We start from the raw sequence: 17948 nt of genomic DNA, 5'->3' as shown, positions 1-17948 counted from the left end.
CCGACGTCGACCCCGACCGGTAAGCGCCCGTGCTGCCACGAGGGATCATCCCGGGCGTCGGCCGCCGAATCGCTCGCGCAGCGCCACCCGGTCGGGCTTGCCGGAGGCCAGCAGCGGAACGGCCCCGACCCGCACGACCTCCCGCGGGCGCGCCGCCGCCCCGAGCGCACGCTCGACCGCGGCACGGGCGTCGGCCAGGTCGCGCGCGTCCCCCTGCGCCGTCACGACGACGGATGCCTCGCCCCACGTCTCATCGGCCGCCCCGATCACGACGGCATCGCGCAGCGCGGGCACCGTGTGCACGGCGGCCTCGACGAGGTCGAGGCTGACGTTCACGCCGCCCGAGACGATGACGTTGTCGGCCCGGCCGGTGACCTGCAGCGCTCCGTCCGTCGTGAGTGCGCCGCGATCGCCCGTTCGGTACCACCGCCGCCCGTCCCGCACGGGGAAGGAGACCGCCGTCGCGGCCGGATCGCCGACGTACCCGTCCGCGAGCACCTCGCCCGCGACGAGCACCTCGCCCGCCTCGATGCGCAGCATCACCCCGGGCAGCGGTGCCCCGTCGTAGACGCAGCCTCCCGCGGTCTCGGTGGAGCCGTAGGTGCGCACGACCCGGATGTCCCGCTCCGCCGCCTCCTCGAGCAGGTCGGGCGGTGTGCGCTGACCGCCCACCAGCACGGCCTCGAAGCGGGCGAGCGCGTCGGGGGCGTCGCGCAGGAGGGCGCGCAGCTGTGCGGGGACGAGGGACGTGTAGGCCGGCGCGCCGTCGGGGAGCGCCGCGGCGGCGGCCGCGACGTCGGCGGCTCCGCCCGACGCGGCCGGCTGCACGGGGGCGCCCGCGAGCGCCGCGCGCACGAGCACCTGGATGCCGGCGATGCGCGACGCCGGGAGCGCCAGCACCCACGCGCCCTCGCCGATGCGTGCGGCCGTGGCGGCGGCGCTCGCCCGCAGGGCCGCCGCCGAGAGCGCGACCCGCTTGGGCACGCCCGTCGATCCGCTCGTTGCGAGCACGAGGGCGGTGCCCGCGGGCAGGGCGTCCCGGTCGAGCCGCGCGGGGTCGACCCCCACGACGACGGCGGGGCCCTCGGCATCCATCGCCCGCAGGAGAGCCCCCTGCAGGGCGAGCGGATCGGCCGGGTCGCCCGGGGTCAGTAGTGCCACGGGTACGGCGACCAGTCCGGGTCGCGCTTCTGCAGGAACGAGTCGCGCCCCTCGACGGCCTCGTCGGTGCCGTACGCCAGGCGCGTCGCCTCCCCCGCGAACACCTGCTGGCCCACCATGCCGTCGTCGACGGCGTTGAAGGCGAACTTCAGCATGCGGATCGCGGTCGGCGACTTCGTGAGGATCGTGCGCGCCATCGCGATCGCCTCGCGCTCGAGGTCGGCGTGGGGGACGACGCGGTTCACGGCGCCCATCTCGTAGGCCCGTTCGGCCGAGTACTCCTCTGCCAGGAAGAACACCTCCCTGGCGAACTTCTGCCCGATCTGGCGGGCGAAGTAGGCGCTGCCGTACCCGGCGTCGAAGGAGCCGACATCGGCATCCGTCTGCTTGAAGCGGCCGTGCTCGGCGCTCGCGATCGACAGGTCGCACACGACGTGGAGGCTGTGTCCTCCACCCGCGGCCCAGCCGGGGATCACGCCGATGACGACCTTGGGCATGAAGCGGATGAGGCGCTGCACCTCGAGGATGTGCAGCCGCCCCGCCCGCGCGGGGTCGGGGGCGGTCGCCTCGTCGGCCGCATAGGTGTATCCGTCGCGGCCCCGGATGCGCTGGTCGCCGCCCGAGCAGAACGCCCATCCCCCGTCCTTGGGGCTCGGCCCGTTACCCGTGAGCAGCACGACGCCCACCTTCGGGTCCTGTCGCACGCGATCGAGCGCGTCGTACAGCTCGTCGACCGTGCGGGGGCGGAAGGCGTTGCGCACCTCGGGGCGGTCGAACGCGATGCGGGCGATCCGGCCGTCGAGCGAGAGGTGCGCCGTGATGTCGGTGTAGGCGTCGGCACCGGGTGCGGTGGCCCACGCCTCGGCGTCGAAGAGCTCGGAGACCATGGTCATGCGCCGGCGGCGTTTCGCTCGTCGCGCCAGCGGAGCCAGCGCTCGACCGATGCCCAGTCGAAGTCGGGCCCCCGCAGCGCGAGCGTGAACAGGCGCACGCCGCTGTCGTACAGGGCGTCGACCTCCTCGCCGCTGCGGCGGGCGATCTCGTTGGAGACGACGAGTCGGCTCGCGTCGCCGCCGTCGCGGGCGGCCCAGTCCTCGATGATCGAGATCTTGCGGGGGAGGTCGTCGGGCCCGACGAAGCTGTGCCAGTAGTCGGCGTGCCGTGCGACGATGCGCAGCGTCTTCTTCTCGCCCGCGCCGCCGATGAGCACGGGGATCCGCCGCGTGGGGGCGGGGTTGAGCACCTCCCACCGCGCCTCGATGCGCGAGAGCCCCGCGGCGAGGTCGTCGAGCCGCGAACCCGCCGTGCCGAACTCGTAGCCGTACTCGGTGTAGTCGCGCTCGAACCAGCCCGATCCGGTGCCGAAGATGAAGCGGCCCGTCTCGCCGCCCTTGGCGCTGATGTGGTCGATCGTGCGGGCCATGTCCGCCTGCAGGTCGGGATTGCGGTAGCTGTTGCAGTTGACCAGCGCGCCGAACTGCACTCGCTCGGTCTGCTCCGCCCATGCCGCCAGCTCGGTCCAGGATTCGAAGTGCATGCCGTCGGGATCCCCCGAGAGCGGGAAGAAGTGATCCCAGTTGAAGAGGATGTCCACCCCCATCCCCTCCGCGCGCGCGACCGCCTCGCGGATCGCCGGGTAGGGGGTGTGCTGGGGCTGCAGCTGCACGCCGAGTGTGACGGGGGTCTCGAGAAGCATGCGGCCAGCCTAGAGCCGGGGGCAGGATGGGGGCGTGACTGGCGACACCCCTCCCCCGCCCTCGCTGTCCGAGCTGCGCGAGCGCGCGCACGTGGTCGCCCTGCCGATGCGCACGCGCTTCCGCGGGATCGACGTGCGGGAGGTGATGATCCTGGAGGGCCCGGAGGGGGCGACCGAGTTCTCGCCCTTCCCCGAGTACGGGGATGCCGAGGCATCCGCGTGGCTCGAGGCCGCGATCGACTTCGGCTGGCACCCGGCGCCCGAGCCCCTGCGCGACTCGATCCCCGTCAACGCGACCGTGCCGGCCGTCGCGGCGGACGCCGTCGCGGGCGTGCTGGCGCGTTTCGACGGTTGCCGGACGGCGAAGGTGAAGGTCGCCGAGCCCGGCCAGCGCCTGGCCGACGACGTCGCGCGCGTGCGGGCCGTGCGCGAGATCATGGGGCCGGAGGGCCGGATCCGCCTCGACGCGAACGGCGCCTGGAACCTCGACGAGGCCGAGCACGCCGTCCACGCCCTCGCGGAGTTCGACCTCGAGTACGTGGAGCAGCCCTGCGCCGGACTCGACGAGCTCGCGGAGCTGCGCCGGCGCATCCGATACCTCGGCATCCCCGTCGCGGCGGACGAATCGGTGCGCAAGGCCGATGACCCCCTCGCGGTCGCCCACGCCGGCGCGGCCGACCTGCTGGTGATCAAGGCGCAGCCGCTCGGCGGACCGCGTCGCGCGGCTGCCATCGTCGCCGCCGCGGGCCTGCCGGCCGTTGTCTCGAGCGCCCTCGACTCCTCCGTCGGGCTCGCGATGGGCGCGGCCCTCGCCGCGGCCCTGCCGACGCTCGACTACGACTGCGGCCTCGGCACCGCGGCGCTGCTCGCCGCAGACGTCACCGCCGAACCCCTGCGCCCCGTCGGCGGCTCGATCCCCGTGCGCCGGGTCGTGCCCGATCCCGCTCTGCTCGACGCGTACGCCGTGGCCGCCGACCGCCGCGCGTGGTGGATCGCGCGCCTGGAGCGGTGCTACGAGGTGCTCACGGCTCGCGCGGCTCGATGATCAGCCGGGCCACGGCCGCGAGCTTCTCGCTCGTGCGCCGGACCGAGCCCGCCTGACCCTCGCCCGACATCACGGCCCGCACGGAGGCAGATTCCCACACCATGAGCATGAGGTCCGCCGCCTCCCGCGCGGGCACCCGGAAACTGATCTGTCCCGCGCGCGCGATGTCGTCGATGATCTGCGCGACGCTCTCGCGCATCTGCTCCTCCTGCGTGAGGTACGCCTCGGCGAGCGCCGGCGAGCGCAGCGCGTGGATGCGGATCTCGCTCATGAGCAGGACGCCCAGCCGGTCCTCGGCCGACATGTCGATGACGCGCTGCACGATCGCCAGCGCGTCGGTCGCTGCGGAGGGGAACGCGCCCTGGGACTCGAGCTCCGCCACCCGCGCCCGCACGGCGAGCACGCGCTCGTCGGCCACACGGCCGGCGAGCTCGAGGAACATCTCCTCCTTGGAGTCGAAGTTGGAGTAGAAGGCGCCGCGAGTGAACCCCGCGCGCTCGCACACCGCCTCGACGGATGCCGCGTCCAGCCCCACCTCGGCGAACACCTGCGCCGCGGCATCCAGCAGGCGCTGGCGCGTGTTCTCGCGCCGCCGCGTCGGGGCCACCGTCTCGTCGCTCATCGTTCCCTCGATTCACACCGCGCGCCCAGCCTTGCGGCGCGACCGACCCATACGATACACCTGTGTATCGGATACAGCGCCGTATCGTCCTCGATGCATCCGTCTCACAGGAGGCTCCGTGTCCACTCTCCTCTATTCGCTCGGCCGCTGGTCCTTCCGCCACGCGTGGCGCGTGCTCATCGGCTGGCTCCTCGTCGTGGGGCTCGCGGGCGGCGGCGCGGTGCTGTTGGGGCAGGGCACCGACAACTCCTTCTCGATCCCCGGCACGGAGGCGCAGGAGGGCCTCGAGCAGCTGAGCCGCACCTTCCCCCAGGCCTCCGGCACGAGCGCGCAGTTCATCGTCGTCGCCGCCGAGGGCGACCGGGTCGACGGGGAGCCCTACTCGGGCGCCATCGCCGATGCCATCGCGGCGCTCGAGGACATCGACGGAGTACTCGCCGTCACGGACCCGTTCGACGAGATGGTCTCGGGGCTCGTCACGGAGGATGCCTCCGCGGCGATCGTGCGGCTGCAGTTCGACGGACAGGCGACCGACGTGCCCGCGGCCGCCAAGACGGCCCTCGAGGACGAGGTGGCCGTGCTGGAGGACGCCCTGCCCGAAGGATCGCAGGCGGCCCTCGGAGGCGACCTGTTCTCGACGTCGGTGCCGGGCGTGACGATCACCGAGGTCGTGGGCCTCATCATCGCCCTGCTCGTGCTGATCGTGACGTTCCGCTCTTTCGTCGTGGCGGGTCTGCCGCTCCTGACGGCGCTCATCGGCGTCGCGCTGTCGATGGCCCTCATCTTCTTCGCGACGGTGTTCGCCCCGATCTCCTCCACGACACCGTTGCTGGCCCTCATGCTCGGGCTCGCGGTCGGCATCGACTACGCCCTGTTCATCGTCGCGCGCCACCAGGACCAGGTGCGCGGCGGCGTCGATCCCGAGGAGTCGGTCGCCCGTGCCACCGGGACGGCGGGCTCGGCGGTCGTCTTCGCCGGCATCACCGTCCTGATCGCGCTCGTCGGGCTCTCGTTCGCGAACATCCCGTTCCTCACCACGATGGGAATCGCCGCCGCCGTCGCCGTCGCGATCGCCGTCGCCGTCGCGATAACCCTCACCCCCGCGATGCTGGGCTTCATCGGCTCCCGCGTGCGCGGGCGGATGCCGCGGGCCCCGAAGGCGGGGGGCGGTCGGGCGGCCCCGGCATCCGCCCCGCGCGAGAACCGCTGGGTGCGCACGGTGACACGGCATCCGCTCGTGACGACGCTCGCCGTCGTCATCGGTCTCGGGGTCGTCGCGATCCCGTCGGGGAGCCTCGCGCTCGCCCTCCCCAACGCCGGAGGGCTGCCGGAGTCCTCGCAGGCGCGCATCAACTACGACCTGACGGCCGAGGAGTTCGGCCCCGGGTTCAACGGCCCCCTCGTGATGACCGGCACGATCGTGACCTCGACCGACCCGCTCGGGCTCATGGAGGACCTCGCCGCCGAGATCGAGCGCGTGCCGGGCGTCGAGGAGATCGCCCTGGCGACCCCGAACGAGACGGCCGACACCGGCATCATCCAGATCATCCCCGGGACCGCGCCGGATTCGCCCGAGACCGCCCAGCTGGTGCGCGACCTTCGCGCCGAGGCGGAGCGCATCTCGGACGAGTACGGCATCGACCTCGTCGTCACGGGGTTCACGGCCGTGGGCATCGACATCTCCGACAGGCTCGGCGAGGCGCTGATCCCCTTCGGCGTCTTCGTCGTGGGCCTGTCCTTCCTGCTGCTGATGATCGTCTTCCGCTCGATCGCGGTGCCGCTGACCGCGGCCCTCGGCTACCTCCTCTCGGTCGCTGCCGCGTTCGGCGTCGTCGCGGCGGTGTTCGAGTGGGGCTGGTTCGCCGACCTCCTGCACGTCGCCCGCGTGGGCCCCGTGATCAGCTTCATGCCGATCGTGCTGATGGGCGTGCTCTTCGGGCTCGCGATGGACTACCAGGTGTTCCTCGTCACGCGCATGCGCGAGGACTTCGTCCACGCCCGCCGCGACGGCCGCACGGCGCGCCGGATCGCCGTCGACGCCGTCCGGTCGGGCTTCACGGCGTCGGCCCGCGTCGTCACGGCGGCCGCGCTCATCATGTTCGGCGTGTTCGCCGCGTTCGTGCCCGAGGGCGACTCCTCCATCAAACCCATCGCCCTGGGACTCGCGGTCGGCATCGCCGTCGACGCCTTCCTCGTGCGCATGACCCTCATCCCCGCCCTCATGGCGCTGCTCGGAGACAAGGCGTGGTGGATGCCGCGGTGGCTCGAGCGCGCCCTGCCCGTGCTCGATGTCGAGGGCGACGCCGTGCGCCGCGAGCTCGAGCTCGCCGACTGGCCCGAGCCCGGCTCCACCGCCGCCGTCGTGGGCGAGAACGTCGCGGTGCGTGACGACGAGCGCGCCGTCTTCTCGGGTGCGACGTTCCGCGTCGAGCCGGCGGGCACCCTGCTGGTATCGGGGGCGGATGCCGCGGCATCCCGTGTCTTCCTGCTCACGCTCGCGGGGCGCATCCCCCCGAGCGAGGGCCTGCTGAAGGTCGGCGGCCACCTGCTGCCCGGCCGGGCGGCGTGGGTGCGCGCCCACGTGGGAGTGGCCCTGCTGGGCGGCTCCGACGCCCCGCTCGCCGAGCTGCGCGCCGCCCTCGCGGGCTCGCCGCGCACGGTCGTCGTCGACGGGCTCGACGCCCTCTTCGAACCGGGCCTGCGCGACCAGGCGGCGGCGCTGCTGCGCGACGCGGGCGATGTGACGCTCGTCGCGTCGGCCCGGCGCGAGGCGCCCGCGCTCGCCCTCCTGAGCGACGCTCGACGCAGGGACGTGGCCGGGCTGACCCTCGCGGCCGACCCGCCCGCCGCGGCTCCCCCCGCCGCCGCGGTTCCCGCATCCCCCTTCCCCACGACCTCCACCGAGGTGATCGCATGACCCTGCCCATCGAACGCGCGCGTTCTCGCAAGCCCGTCACGTGGCTGACCGTGCTGGGGGTCCTGCTGCTGCCGGCGGTGCTCGGCGGCATCCTCGTCTCGGCCCTGTACAACCCCACCGAGCGGCTCGACGCCATGACCGCGGCGATCGTGAACGAGGACGAGGCGGTCGAGATCGACGGGCAGCTCACGCCCCTCGGCCGCCAGCTCTCGGCGGGGCTGGTCGAGGGCTCCGACGACGTCGGGTCGAACCTGACGTGGGTGCTCTCCAACGCCGACGACGCCGCCGAGGGCCTCGAGGACGGCGCCTACCAGGCGGTCGTGACGATCCCCGCGAACTTCTCCGCCGCGGCGACCTCGTCGGGGCAGTCCCTCGCGGCGACGGGGGCGGATGCCGCGAGCGTCACGGCCCAGCGCGCCGTGATCGAGGTCGCCACCCCGTCCGACGCCCTCATCGTCGACGATGCCATCACGGCGCAGATCACGCAGACCGCCGCCGCCGTGCTCGGCGAGCAGCTGTCGTCCCTCACGCTCGAGAACGTCTTCCTCGGCTTCACGACGATCGGAGACCAGCTCGGCGAGGCCGCCCTCGGCGCATCGCAGCTCGCGAAGGGCACGGAGGAGGCTGCGGCGGGCGCTGCGGAGCTGCCGGGCGGCGTCGCGCAGCTCGGCGAGGGGGCATCCGGCCTCGCCTCGGGGGCGGGCTCGCTCGCGGGCGGTCTCGGCACGATCGCGGACGAGACCCGCGGGGCGGGCGACGGCGCGCGGCAGATCGCCGACGGCGCGAACGCCGGCGCCGCCCAGCTGGAGGCTCAGGGCCTCGTGCCGCAGCAACTGATCGACGGCACGACCGAGCTGGAGCAGGGCGCCCTCGGTGCCGCCCAGGCCGCCGGCGGCGCCGCCACGACCGTGACGGGCCTCGTGGCACGCTGCGAGAACCCCGTCGACGACCCCGACTTCTGCACCGAGCTCGCGCAGGCCGCGCAGCAGACGGAGATCGCCTCTCAGGCCGTCGGAGCCGTCGCCACCGGCGCGTCGTCGACGCGCATCGGGCTCGAGCAGTTCGATGCCGGCGCGACGTCGCAGATCGCGGGCCAGTTCCGCCAGCTCGGCTCGGGCGTCGGTCAGCTCGCCGACGGGCTCGACCAGCTCGCGGGCGGCGTCGACCAGTCGGCCTCCGGCGCGGCGCAGCTGCAGTCCGGCGCGAACCAGCTCGCGGGCGGGCTCGCCGAGCTGCAGACGGGCACCGAGGGGCTCGCGACCGGCCTGCGCGAGCTCGCCGGGGGCTCGCGGGAGCTCGCGGACGGCCTCGCCGAGGCATCCGCGTCGCTGCCCTCCTACACCGACACCGAGGCGCAGAATCTCGCCGAGGTCGTGAGCGATCCGGTCGCGGCCGACGGGGTGGGCACCTCGCTGTTCGGGGCGTCGGCGATCCCGCTGCTGTCGATGCTCGTGCTGTGGTTCGGCGCCCTGGCGACCTTCGTGGCGCTCGGCGCGCTGACGACGCGGGCCCTGGCTGCGCGGCGGCCGTCGGCGGTGCTCGCGCTGCGCTCGTTCGCCCCCGCCGCCCTCATCGGCGCCGTGCAGGGTGTTCTCGTCGCCGCGGTCGTGCAGCTGGCGGCCACGTACACGTGGGGCGAATGGTTCGGCTTCGCCGCCGTCGCCGTGCTCGCCGGCGTGGCGTTCGCGGCCGTCAACCAGGCGCTCGTCGCGGTCTTCGGCGGCGCCGGCCGGTGGATCGCCGCGCTCGTGGGCGTGCTCGCGATGGCCACCGGCGTCGTCTCGACCGTGCCGGGCGTGCTCGCCACGGTCGCGGGGCTCATGCCCACCTCACCCGCCTACCACGCGATGCTCGGCGCCCTCGCGGGCATCGAGGGCGTCGGCGCGGGGGTCGCGGCGCTGCTCATCTGGTCGCTGCTCGCGCTCGTCGCGACGACCCTGGCGGTGGCCCGGCGACGCACGACCTCCGCACGCGCGGCGCTCGCGGCATCCGCCTGATCCCGCCCGGGCGCCCCGGAGGGCGGGCGCTGCGGCTCAGTTGAGGCCGGAGTACGAGTGCAGACCCTTGAAGAAGATGTTCACGACGGTGAAGTTGAACATCACGGCCGCGAAGCCGATGATCGACAGCCACGCCGAGCGGTTGCCGCGCCACCCGCGGGTCGCCCGCGCGTGGATGTAGCCGGCGTAGAGCACCCAGATGACGAAGGTCCACACTTCCTTGGTGTCGAAGCCCCAGTAGCGGCCCCACGCGTCCTGCGCCCAGATCGAGCCCGCGATGAGGGTGAAGGTCCAGAAGATGAAGCCGATGATCGCGAAGCGGTACGCGAGGCTCTCGAGGCTCTCGGCGGTGGGCAGCGTGCGGAGGAAGCGCATGCGGTCGCGGCCCGCCTCGGCGTCGGCGACGGCGTTCGCCTCGCGACGCGCCTGCAGGAGCTGCAGCACGCTGAGCGCGAAGGCGAGGGCGAAGAAGGCCGTCGCGAGCGAGGCGACGAAGACGTGGATGACGAGCCACACCGACTTCAGCGGGTCCATGAGCGGCACGACCTCGACGTAGAGGCCGCCGAGCATGACGCCCGCGAGGAGCACGACGATGAGCCCCGTGACGAAGGTGCCGAGGAAGCGCAGGTCGTAGCGGAAGAGCACCCCGAGATACACCGCCATGATGAGGAGCGTGCCCGTCATCGCGAACTCGTACATGTTCGACCAGGGCACGCGCTCGGCCTCGATGCCGCGCAGCACCGTGGCGACGAGGTGGAAGAGGAAGGCCAGCACGGTCAGCGACGTGCCGATGCGCGCCCAGACCTGCCGGGGGCGACGGGTCGGCCCGGAAGCCGAGGCGCCGGATGCCGCGGGGCGCGCCGAAGAGCCGCCGACCGACGCCCCCACGAGCTCGCGTTCGGCCACCTGCGCCGCGTCCTTGGCCGTCGCGGCGTCGGCGGAGCGCCTGGCGAGGTCGAACGCGTAGGCGACGAACGCCAGGGCGTAGATCGCGATCGCCGTCCAGATGCTGAGGATCGAGACGGCGTCGAGCGAGAGGGACTCGGTGGCGGGCATGTCTTCCAGTCTATGTCGCGGGATTATGCGTCAGCCGGGGTGCCCGCGCGTGCGCGCAGGTGCCGCTCCGCCAGCTGCGAGACGGCGACGGCGAGCCCCGGGTCCTCGCCCCGGGCCAGACCGGCGTACTCGAGCACGAGCTCGGGACCGGCGGCGCCGTCGGCATCCACCCTCGCCTTCACCCACATGCGCCGGCGCGGCACGAACAGGGCCGTCAGCAGGCCGAGCAGGGCCAGCACGGCGAACGCCAGCACCCACGGCGCCGAGACGTCCCGGTGCACCTGCAGCGACGCGAAGCGCTTGACGGTGTCGTCCTCGGCACCCGCGGCCTGGTTCTCGAACGTGACCGTCCCCCAGCCGTTGGGCAGGTCGGCCGTCTGCCCGGGGGCGAGCTCGATCGACTCCGTACCCGTGTCGCCGCCGGTCAGCTGCTCCATGCCATCGGTCGAGAGCGCATACACCGAGCGCGGGGTGCCGTCGTCGATGCCGAGGTCGCCCGCGAAGACGTTGAGGGTGATGACCGGGTTGATCAGGTCGGGGAAGATGGAGGCGTACGCCCCCGAGGCGAGCGTGCCCTGCGTCGGATACAGGAAGCCGACCAGCCCCAGCTGCTCGGGCATGCCGTCGGGGATCTTCAGGATCCCGAGCGAGGTCATGTTGGCGTCCTGCGGCAGGAACGGCTGCGACTCGCTGAAGACGACCTCGCCCTCGGCGTCCCGCACCGTGATCGTCGGGGCGTACCCGTTGCCCAGCAGGTACACCTGGTCGCCGTTGATGCGCAGCGGATGGTTCACCCGCACCTCGTCCGGGCGGGGATCCTCGCCGGCGACGCGGGTCGTGACGACGGCGGCGAAGTCGCCCGCCTGGCCCGCCGCGGTGGTGCCGGGCGCCTCGTAGGTGACCTCGAACTCGTCGAGGGTGAGGGCGTAGGGCGACAGGTTCGTTCCGTCGACGAAGCGACCCGGGTTGAAGGACGAGTACTCGCCCAGGGTGTTCACGAAGGTGGTCCCCTCCACGACGACGCGCTGACCGGTGTAGGCGAACCCGCCGCCGAAGCCGACGGCGATGAGCACGCCGACGAGCGAGGCGTGGAAGACGAGGTTGCCGGTCTCGCGCAGGTATCCGCGCTCGGCCGACACCGACCACGTGCCGCGGTCGTCATAGCGCTCGACGCGGTACCCGCCGCGGCGAAGCTGGGCCGTGGCGTCGTCGATGGCGCGGGATGCCGCGGCCTCCGGATCGGTGCCCGCGGGCACCGGCACGCGGTGCTCCTCGTGGTCGGCGAGCCGCGACAGGCGCACGGGCGTGCGGGGCGGGCGGGAGCGCAGGGCCTTCGCGTGGTGCTGCGTGCGGGGGATGACGCAGCCGATGAGCGAGATGAACAGCAGCAGGTAGATGGCCGAGAACCACGCCGACGTGTAGACGTCGAACATCTGGATACCGTCGAGCACGGGCGCGAGCTCGGGGTGGTCGCGGAAGTACTGCGTCACGCCGTTGGGGTCGGCGCTGCGCTGCGGCACGAGGGATCCGGGGATCGCCGCGATCGCGAGCAGCAGCAGGAGCAGCAGGGCGGTGCGCATGCTCGTCAGCTGCCGCCATCCCCACCGCACCCAGCCGGAGAGCCCGAGCCGGGGCTGTTCGACGTCGGTGCCGTCGGCGTGATCCGACGGCCGCAGCGGGTCGGATGTCATCTGGTCAGAGCGGGAGTTCGACACCGCCGATCACCGCCCCCAGCTGCGACATGAGTCGACCCCACACGCCCGTGACCATGAGCAGGCCCAGGGCGATCAGCAGGGCGCCTCCGATGATGTTCACGACGCGGATGTGGCGGCGCAGGAACCCCACCGACCGCGTCGCCCAGCCGAGCCCGAGCGCCAGCAGCACGAACGGGATGCCGAGGCCGGCGGAGTAGGCGAGGCCCAGCAGCGCCGCGCGCCCCGGGTCGCCGAGGTTCCACGAGATGGAGAAGATCGCCGCGAGCGTGGGCCCGATGCAGGGCGTCCAGCCGATGCCCATCGCGATGCCGAGCAGAGGCGCGCCCACGAGGCCCACGCGGGAGGGCACGCGAGGGCGCGAGGTGCGCTGGGCGATGCCGAAGAGCCCGATGAAGACGAGGCCGAGGAGGATGATCACGACCCCCATGACGCGGATGATCGGATCGGCGTATCGGATGAAGAAGCCGCCGACGGTGCCCCCGAGCACGTTGACCGTCATGAACACGAGGGTGAATCCCGCGATGAACAGCAGCACGCCGCCCAGCAGCCGTCCGCGCCCGACGGTCGCGGTGCCCGAGCGGCGCGGCGCGACCGCCCCGCCGATGAACCCCAGGTATCCCGGTACGAGCGGCAGCACGCAGGGGGAGAGGAAGGAGACCAGGCCCGCGGCGAGGGCGATCGGCAGGGCGAGCCACAGCGCGCCGTCGACGACGGCCAGGCCCGGGTTCACGCGCTCTCCGCGACGACGGCGGCGACGAGCGTGTCGAGGATCGACGCCGACTCGAGCTGTCCGATGATGCGCGCAGCGATTCGACCCTCGGCATCCAGCACGAGAGTCGTGGGCGTCGCCTGGATGGGCGTCGCCTGCGCGAACGCGAACGAGACGGCCTTGTCTTCGATGTCGATCACGCTCGGGTAGCTGATGCCGTTCTCCACGGCGAACGAGCGGGCGGTCGCGGGCTGGTCGTAGATGTTGACGCCGAGGAACTGGACACCCTGGCCCTCGTGCTCCTGCCACACCTGTTCCAGCAGCGGCGCCTCGGCGATGCACGGCCCGCATGCGGCGTACCAGAAGTTCACCACCGTGACCTCGCCCGCGAGGTCGTCGCTCGAGACGGCGTCGCCGTGCTCGGTGACGCCCTCGAACACCACCGGCTCGCCGCGATCGGCCTCGGCGATCTCGACCACCTGGAACTCGCCCGCGATGAAGCCCTTGTCGTTGCCCTCGCGGTACTGCTGCGCGAGATCGTCGTTGACCGAGCACGCGGTCAGGCCGAGCGCGAGCAGGGCCGCCGCCGCGGCCGCCATGACCCGCCTCATACCGCCCCCACGTCCACGGCACCGGCCAGGTCGGCGGGCTCGGCATAGGAGACCTCACGCCAGCGGCCGTCCTCGCGCGCGAAGCTCGTGACGCTCGAGAGCGCGCACCGGCGCCGGCGCGGGTCGTGACGCAGCGGCTCGCCCGCGACGGCAAGGTGCGTGACCCAGATCGGCAGCTGGTGGGAGACGACGACGACGTCGCCGGATGCCGCGGCATCCCAGGCGGCGTTCATCGCCTGCCGCATGCGCGACACGACGTGCGCGTAGGGCTCGCCCCAGCTGGGCAGGTCGCGATCGCGCAGGTGTCGCCAGTTGAGCGGATTCGCGAGGGCGCGGCTCATGCGCCGGCCCTCGAAGACGTTGGTCGGCTCGATCACCCGGTCGTCGACGACGGGCTCGAGGCCGAAGATCTCGGTGAACGGCTCGCTCGACTCGCGGGCGCGCTCGAGCGGCGACGACACCAGCGCCGCGACGGGGCGCCCCTGCTGCTCGACGTGCTCGGCGGCGCGTCGCGCCATGTCGCGGCCATCGGCGCTCAGTCGGTAACCGGGAATGCGGCCGTAGAGGATGCGCCGCGGGTTGTCGACCTCACCGTGGCGAACGAGATGGAGGCGATCGGCGGGCACCCGCACAGTTTACGGGGCCGGGATCTGGACGGCCTCTGAGAGCCGCCGCGCGTAGGCGCGTTCGACGAGGATGAGCGCCACCACGACGCCCGCCCCGAGCACCGCGAAGAGGATCGGCGCGAGCACGGGCTCGAAGGGCGCGACGGGCACGCCCGTAGCCGAGGATTCGCCGGACTCGCCGACCTGCCAGGGCCACAGGGCCCTCAGCGAGCCGAGCATGAGGCCCGCCATCGCCAGCAGGGTGAGGCGCCGGTAGGCGTCGAGGAGCCACTTCATGACCCGCACGATCGTCACGAGACCCAGGAGCGCGCCGGCGGCGAAGACGGCGATGTAGCCGAGATCGCGCTCGTCGACCGCCACGAGCGTCGGCGAGTAGAGCCCGACCGCGAGGAGGAAGAACGACCCCGAGACGCCCGGGACGACGAGCGCGCACACGGCGATCGCGGCGGCCACGAAGACGAACCACAGCGGCGGCGGGTCCACCGACGCTCCCCCGCCCGCGAGGCCGACGAGCAGGAAGGCGCCCGCGGCGGCCGCGAGGAAGACGAGCAGGCCGGCCGCCCGCGACGAGCGACTGCGCAGTACGCGGGGCACGAGACCGATCGGCACGGCGATGCTCGCGGCGACGAGCCCGAAGAACAGCCCGCGGGATTCCTCGGGGTACGCCGCGACGAGACCCTCGATCGGGCCGGCGAGCGTGAGCACGATCGTCGCCATGCCCACGAGGAGGGGCACGATCAGCCAGCCGTCCACCCGGCGGATCTCGGCACGGAAGCCCGCCAGCCGTCCCGGCCCCCACAGCAGCGCCTTCACGGCGGAGACGACGGCGGCGGCGGAGTCGATGAGCCGCTCGTACACACCCGTGATGAGGGCGATCGTGCCGCCGGAGATGCCCGGCAGCAGCTCGGCCGTGCCGATGAGGGCGCCGCGCAGGGCGTTGGCGACGATCAGGAGCGGGGCGCGGCGGGGCGGCGCAGCGGGCGTCGTCATGCCCTTCAGGCTACGCGGGTCGGGGCGCGGGACCGCGACGGGGTCCTAGGCCGGCTCGTGACCGCCGTCGTCGTCGCCGCGGCGCTGGGCGATGAGCGACCGGACGCGCACGTACACGAACCAGGCGACCGCGGCCGCGGCGACGGCGATCACGACGTACTGCAGGATCTCGGCGTACTGCTCGACGATGTGCCACGACTCCCCCAGGAGGTAGCCGGCGAGCACGAAGATCGTGTTCCAGGCCAGGCTGCCGGCCGCCGTGAGGAGGCCGAACTTCCACAGCGGCATCCGGGTCACCCCCGCGGGGATCGAGATCAGGCTGCGGAAGATCGGGAGCATGCGGCCGAAGAAGACGGCCTTCCCGCCGTGGCGGTGGAACCACGCCACCGTACGGTCGATGTCCTCGGGGTGCATGAGGGGCACCTTCCCCGCGACGGCCCGGAGGCGGCGCACGCCGAGGGCGGCGCCGATTCCGTACAGCAGCAGCGCGCCGACGACGGATCCGGCCGTGGTCCAGAACAGCGCCTCGAAGAGCGTGAACGTGCCGCGGCTGGCGGTCAGGCCCGCCAGCGGGAGGATCACCTCGCTGGGCAGCGGCGGGAAGATGTTCTCCAGCGCGATGGCGATGCCGGCGCCGATCGGTCCGATGATCTCCATGAGCGAGACCACCCAGTCGATCAGCGCGGTGAGCCAGGAGCCGTCGGATGCCATGCGCGCAGGCTACGCGACCGGCCGCCCCGCCGGCTGAGCAGCCGCCGCAACGGGCGGGCGGGGGCGCACGTAGACTGGGCGCTCGTGAGCGAACGCGTCCTGGTCAAGCAGCTTCAGTCCCTTCCCGACGGCCCCGTCGAGGTGTCCGGGTGGGTCGAGACCGTCCGGGATCAGAAGAAGGTGCAGTTCGTGATCCTGCGCGACGAGACGGGCGCGGTGCAGCTGGTCAACCCCGCCACGCGCGAGCTGGCCGAGGGCGCGGATGCCGGGGCATCCGCCGCGCTCGCCCTGACCGAGACCATCTCGGCCCTCGCGACCGGCACCTTCCTGACGGTGCGGGGGCACCTCAAGCACGACGAGCGCGTCAAGCTCGGCGGCGTCGAGGTGAAGATCGCCGGGCTCGAGATCGCCGCGGAGGCGCTGCCCGAGACCCCGATCGCGGCGGACTCCTCGATGGACAAGCGCATGGACTGGCGCTTCCTCGACCTGAGACAGGCCCGCAACAACCTCATCTTCCGCGTGCAGACGACCCTCGAGCACGCGATGCGCTCCTACTGGGTCGAGCGAGACTACATCGAGATGCACTCCCCCAAGCTCATGGCGAGCCCGTCGGAGTCCAACGCCGAGCTGTTCTCGCTCGAGTACTTCGAGGACAAGACGGCGTACCTCGCGCAGAGCCCTCAGTTCTTCAAGCAGATGGCGCAGTCCGCCGGCTTCGGCAAGGTGTTCGAGATCGCGCCCGCCTTCCGCGCCGACCCGTCGTTCACGAGCCGCCACGCGACCGAGTTCACCTCGATCGACGCCGAGATCAGCTGGATCGACTCCCACGAGGACGTCGCCCGGATGCAGGAGGAGCTGCTGCAGACCGCGATCCAGGCGGTCAAGGACAAGCATGGCGACGAGATCGCGGAGCTGTTCGGCATCGAGGTGCAGGTCCCCGCCATTCCGTTCCCGCGCCTCCCGCTCGCCGAGGCGCGCGAGATCGTCGCGGCCCGCGGCTACGAGATCCCCCGCACCGACGGCGACCTCGACCCCGAGGGCGAGCGCCAGATCTCCGCCCACGTCGAGGAGACCTACGGCCACCAGTTCGTCTTCATCACCGACTACCACCCCGAGATCCGCGCGTTCTACCACATGCGCGACGCCGAGACCGGCCTCACCAAGAGCTACGACCTGCTGTTCAAGGGCGTCGAGATCACGACGGGCGCGCAGCGCGAGCACCGCGTCGACGTGCTCGTCGAGCAGGCGAAGGAGAAGGGGCTCGACCCCGAGCACCTCGACTTCTACCTCGACTTCTTCCGGTACGGCGCCCCGCCGCACGGCGGTTTCGGCATGGGTCTGGCACGACTGCTCATGCTGCTGCTCGGCGAGTCGTCGATCCGCGAGGTCACGTACCTCTTCCGCGGTCCGACGCGCCTCGCCCCGTAGGCGTCGAGCGGGTCTCAGACCTCGAAGTCGACGGCGGCGCGGTCCCCGCGCACGCGGGCGATGACCTCTGCCGCCGCGACGTGGGCGGGATGCGTGACGTAGGCGGCGAGCCCCTCGGCGTCGTCGAAATCGGCGATGAGCACGACGTCCCAGTTCTCCTCGGGGTAGAGCGAGTTCACGCCCACGGACATCGCCCGGAGGGAGGGGACCAGGCCCACGAGGGCCTCGAGCTGCGTCTTGATCTCCGCGGCATCGGCAGCGCGCTGCTGCTCGTCCTGCGCCGAGAGGGTCAACATGACGATGTGGCGCAGGCTCATGCGGTGGCTTCTTTCGATCGGTCGTCGGCGGCGAGCAATGCATCGCGCAGCCGGTCGGGGGCGACACGCCAGTGGGCGTGCAGGTCGCCGTCGATGAGGACGACGGGGATCTTCTCCCACCACTGCTCGTACAGGGCGGGATCGTCGAGGATCGACGACTGCACCAGCTGGACGCGGTCGGCGGCTTCGTCGGGAAGCTCGGCGAGGACGCGCTCGATCACGCCCTCCGCGACATCGCAGAGGTGACAGTCGGGTTTCCCGATCAGCGTGAGCGTGGGCACCCTCCCATTCTAGGCGCGGCATATCCACGCGGCGCCGACGTTCAGGCGGGCGCCGTATCGTGTCAG

17 protein-coding genes are annotated in these 17948 nt (G+C 72.6%); 4 read left to right on the top strand and 13 right to left on the bottom strand.

What is annotated here, in order from left to right:
- Positions 1-45: 45 nt before the first annotated feature.
- The 3 genes from ACIGCK_RS02285 to ACIGCK_RS02275 are packed head-to-tail and all read right to left on the bottom strand — an operon-like array spanning position 46 to position 2857.
- Positions 46-1161: an AMP-binding protein gene (locus tag ACIGCK_RS02285; protein ID WP_396663462.1), complete on the bottom strand. Its 1116-nt coding sequence runs from the start codon at positions 1159-1161 to the stop codon at positions 46-48.
- A complete protein-coding gene (locus tag ACIGCK_RS02280) occupies positions 1149-2054 on the bottom strand; it encodes a 1,4-dihydroxy-2-naphthoyl-CoA synthase (protein ID WP_396663461.1) in 906 nt (301 codons plus the stop codon). Before ACIGCK_RS02280 ends, ACIGCK_RS02285 begins: the two co-directional genes overlap by 13 nt.
- The gene (locus ACIGCK_RS02275) at positions 2051-2857 is read right to left on the bottom strand and encodes an LLM class F420-dependent oxidoreductase (protein ID WP_396663460.1); all 807 of its coding nucleotides are present in this window, start codon (positions 2855-2857) and stop codon (positions 2051-2053) included. The genes ACIGCK_RS02280 and ACIGCK_RS02275 overlap by 4 nt, the downstream gene beginning before the upstream one ends.
- A gap of 34 nt (positions 2858-2891) precedes the next feature.
- Between ACIGCK_RS02275 and ACIGCK_RS02270 the strand changes: the two genes are divergently transcribed.
- A complete protein-coding gene (locus ACIGCK_RS02270) occupies positions 2892-3902 on the top strand; it encodes an o-succinylbenzoate synthase (RefSeq protein WP_396663458.1) in 1011 nt (336 codons plus the stop codon).
- On the opposite strand, the gene ACIGCK_RS02265 is transcribed toward ACIGCK_RS02270, so the two are convergent.
- Complete coding sequence (locus tag ACIGCK_RS02265) at positions 3880-4524, bottom strand: TetR/AcrR family transcriptional regulator (RefSeq protein WP_396663456.1); 645 nt, start codon at positions 4522-4524, stop codon at positions 3880-3882. The genes ACIGCK_RS02270 and ACIGCK_RS02265 overlap by 23 nt on opposite strands.
- A 118-nt stretch (positions 4525-4642) precedes the next feature.
- Here ACIGCK_RS02265 and ACIGCK_RS02260 point away from each other — a divergent pair, with 118 nt between their 5' ends.
- Together ACIGCK_RS02260 and ACIGCK_RS02255 are read left to right on the top strand one after the other, a co-directional pair.
- The gene (locus ACIGCK_RS02260; RefSeq protein ID WP_396663455.1) at positions 4643-7441 is read left to right on the top strand and encodes an efflux RND transporter permease subunit; all 2799 of its coding nucleotides are present in this window, start codon (positions 4643-4645) and stop codon (positions 7439-7441) included.
- Positions 7438-9438 carry an ABC transporter permease gene (locus tag ACIGCK_RS02255; protein ID WP_396663453.1) on the top strand — a complete coding sequence of 667 codons (2001 nt, stop codon included), beginning with the start codon at positions 7438-7440 and terminating at the stop codon, positions 9436-9438. Before ACIGCK_RS02260 ends, ACIGCK_RS02255 begins: the two co-directional genes overlap by 4 nt.
- A 36-nt stretch (positions 9439-9474) precedes the next feature.
- Here ACIGCK_RS02255 and ccsB read toward each other — a convergent pair whose 3' ends face one another.
- Genes ccsB through ACIGCK_RS02220 form a run of 7 tightly spaced genes read right to left on the bottom strand, consistent with a single transcriptional unit; the run spans position 9475 to position 15856 of the window.
- On the bottom strand, positions 9475-10494 hold the full coding sequence (gene ccsB, locus ACIGCK_RS02250) for a c-type cytochrome biogenesis protein CcsB (protein ID WP_396663452.1): 1020 nt from the start codon (positions 10492-10494) through the stop codon (positions 9475-9477).
- Between the two features lie 23 nt (positions 10495-10517).
- On the bottom strand, positions 10518-12185 hold the full coding sequence (locus ACIGCK_RS02245) for a cytochrome c biogenesis protein ResB (RefSeq protein ID WP_396663450.1): 1668 nt from the start codon (positions 12183-12185) through the stop codon (positions 10518-10520).
- Positions 12186-12189: 4 nt separating this feature from the next.
- Positions 12190-12939, bottom strand: a complete 750-nt coding sequence (locus ACIGCK_RS02240; protein ID WP_396663448.1) for a cytochrome c biogenesis CcdA family protein — start codon at positions 12937-12939, stop codon at positions 12190-12192.
- Entirely contained in the window at positions 12936-13517 is a 582-nt protein-coding gene (locus tag ACIGCK_RS02235; protein ID WP_396663447.1) for a TlpA family protein disulfide reductase, read from the bottom strand. The genes ACIGCK_RS02240 and ACIGCK_RS02235 overlap by 4 nt, the downstream gene beginning before the upstream one ends.
- 8 nt (positions 13518-13525) lie before the next feature.
- On the bottom strand, positions 13526-14155 hold the full coding sequence (locus ACIGCK_RS02230; protein ID WP_396663445.1) for a histidine phosphatase family protein: 630 nt from the start codon (positions 14153-14155) through the stop codon (positions 13526-13528).
- Between the two features lie 9 nt (positions 14156-14164).
- The gene (locus tag ACIGCK_RS02225; RefSeq protein ID WP_396663443.1) at positions 14165-15145 is read right to left on the bottom strand and encodes a DUF368 domain-containing protein; all 981 of its coding nucleotides are present in this window, start codon (positions 15143-15145) and stop codon (positions 14165-14167) included.
- 45 nt (positions 15146-15190) lie between these two features.
- On the bottom strand, positions 15191-15856 hold the full coding sequence (locus tag ACIGCK_RS02220) for a DedA family protein (protein WP_396663442.1): 666 nt from the start codon (positions 15854-15856) through the stop codon (positions 15191-15193).
- 84 nt (positions 15857-15940) lie between these two features.
- On the opposite strand from ACIGCK_RS02220, the gene aspS reads away from it, so the two are divergent.
- Entirely contained in the window at positions 15941-17284 is a 1344-nt protein-coding gene (gene aspS / locus ACIGCK_RS02215; RefSeq protein WP_396663441.1) for an aspartate--tRNA(Asn) ligase, read from the top strand.
- A 14-nt stretch (positions 17285-17298) separates the two neighbouring features.
- Here the strand turns inward: aspS and ACIGCK_RS02210 are convergent, their stop codons facing one another.
- Together ACIGCK_RS02210 and ACIGCK_RS02205 are read right to left on the bottom strand one after the other, a co-directional pair.
- On the bottom strand, positions 17299-17601 hold the full coding sequence (locus tag ACIGCK_RS02210) for a Dabb family protein (RefSeq protein WP_396663439.1): 303 nt from the start codon (positions 17599-17601) through the stop codon (positions 17299-17301).
- Entirely contained in the window at positions 17598-17882 is a 285-nt protein-coding gene (locus ACIGCK_RS02205; RefSeq protein ID WP_396663437.1) for a glutaredoxin family protein, read from the bottom strand. Before ACIGCK_RS02205 ends, ACIGCK_RS02210 begins: the two co-directional genes overlap by 4 nt.
- Positions 17883-17948 lie beyond the last annotated feature (66 nt).

Source organism: Microbacterium sp. NPDC078428, assembly GCF_044542535.1.
Classification (GTDB): Bacteria; Actinomycetota; Actinomycetes; order Actinomycetales; family Microbacteriaceae; genus Microbacterium; species Microbacterium limosum.
Note: the sequence above shows the minus strand (reverse complement) of the source record. Positions and strands in the feature narration are given on the sequence as shown.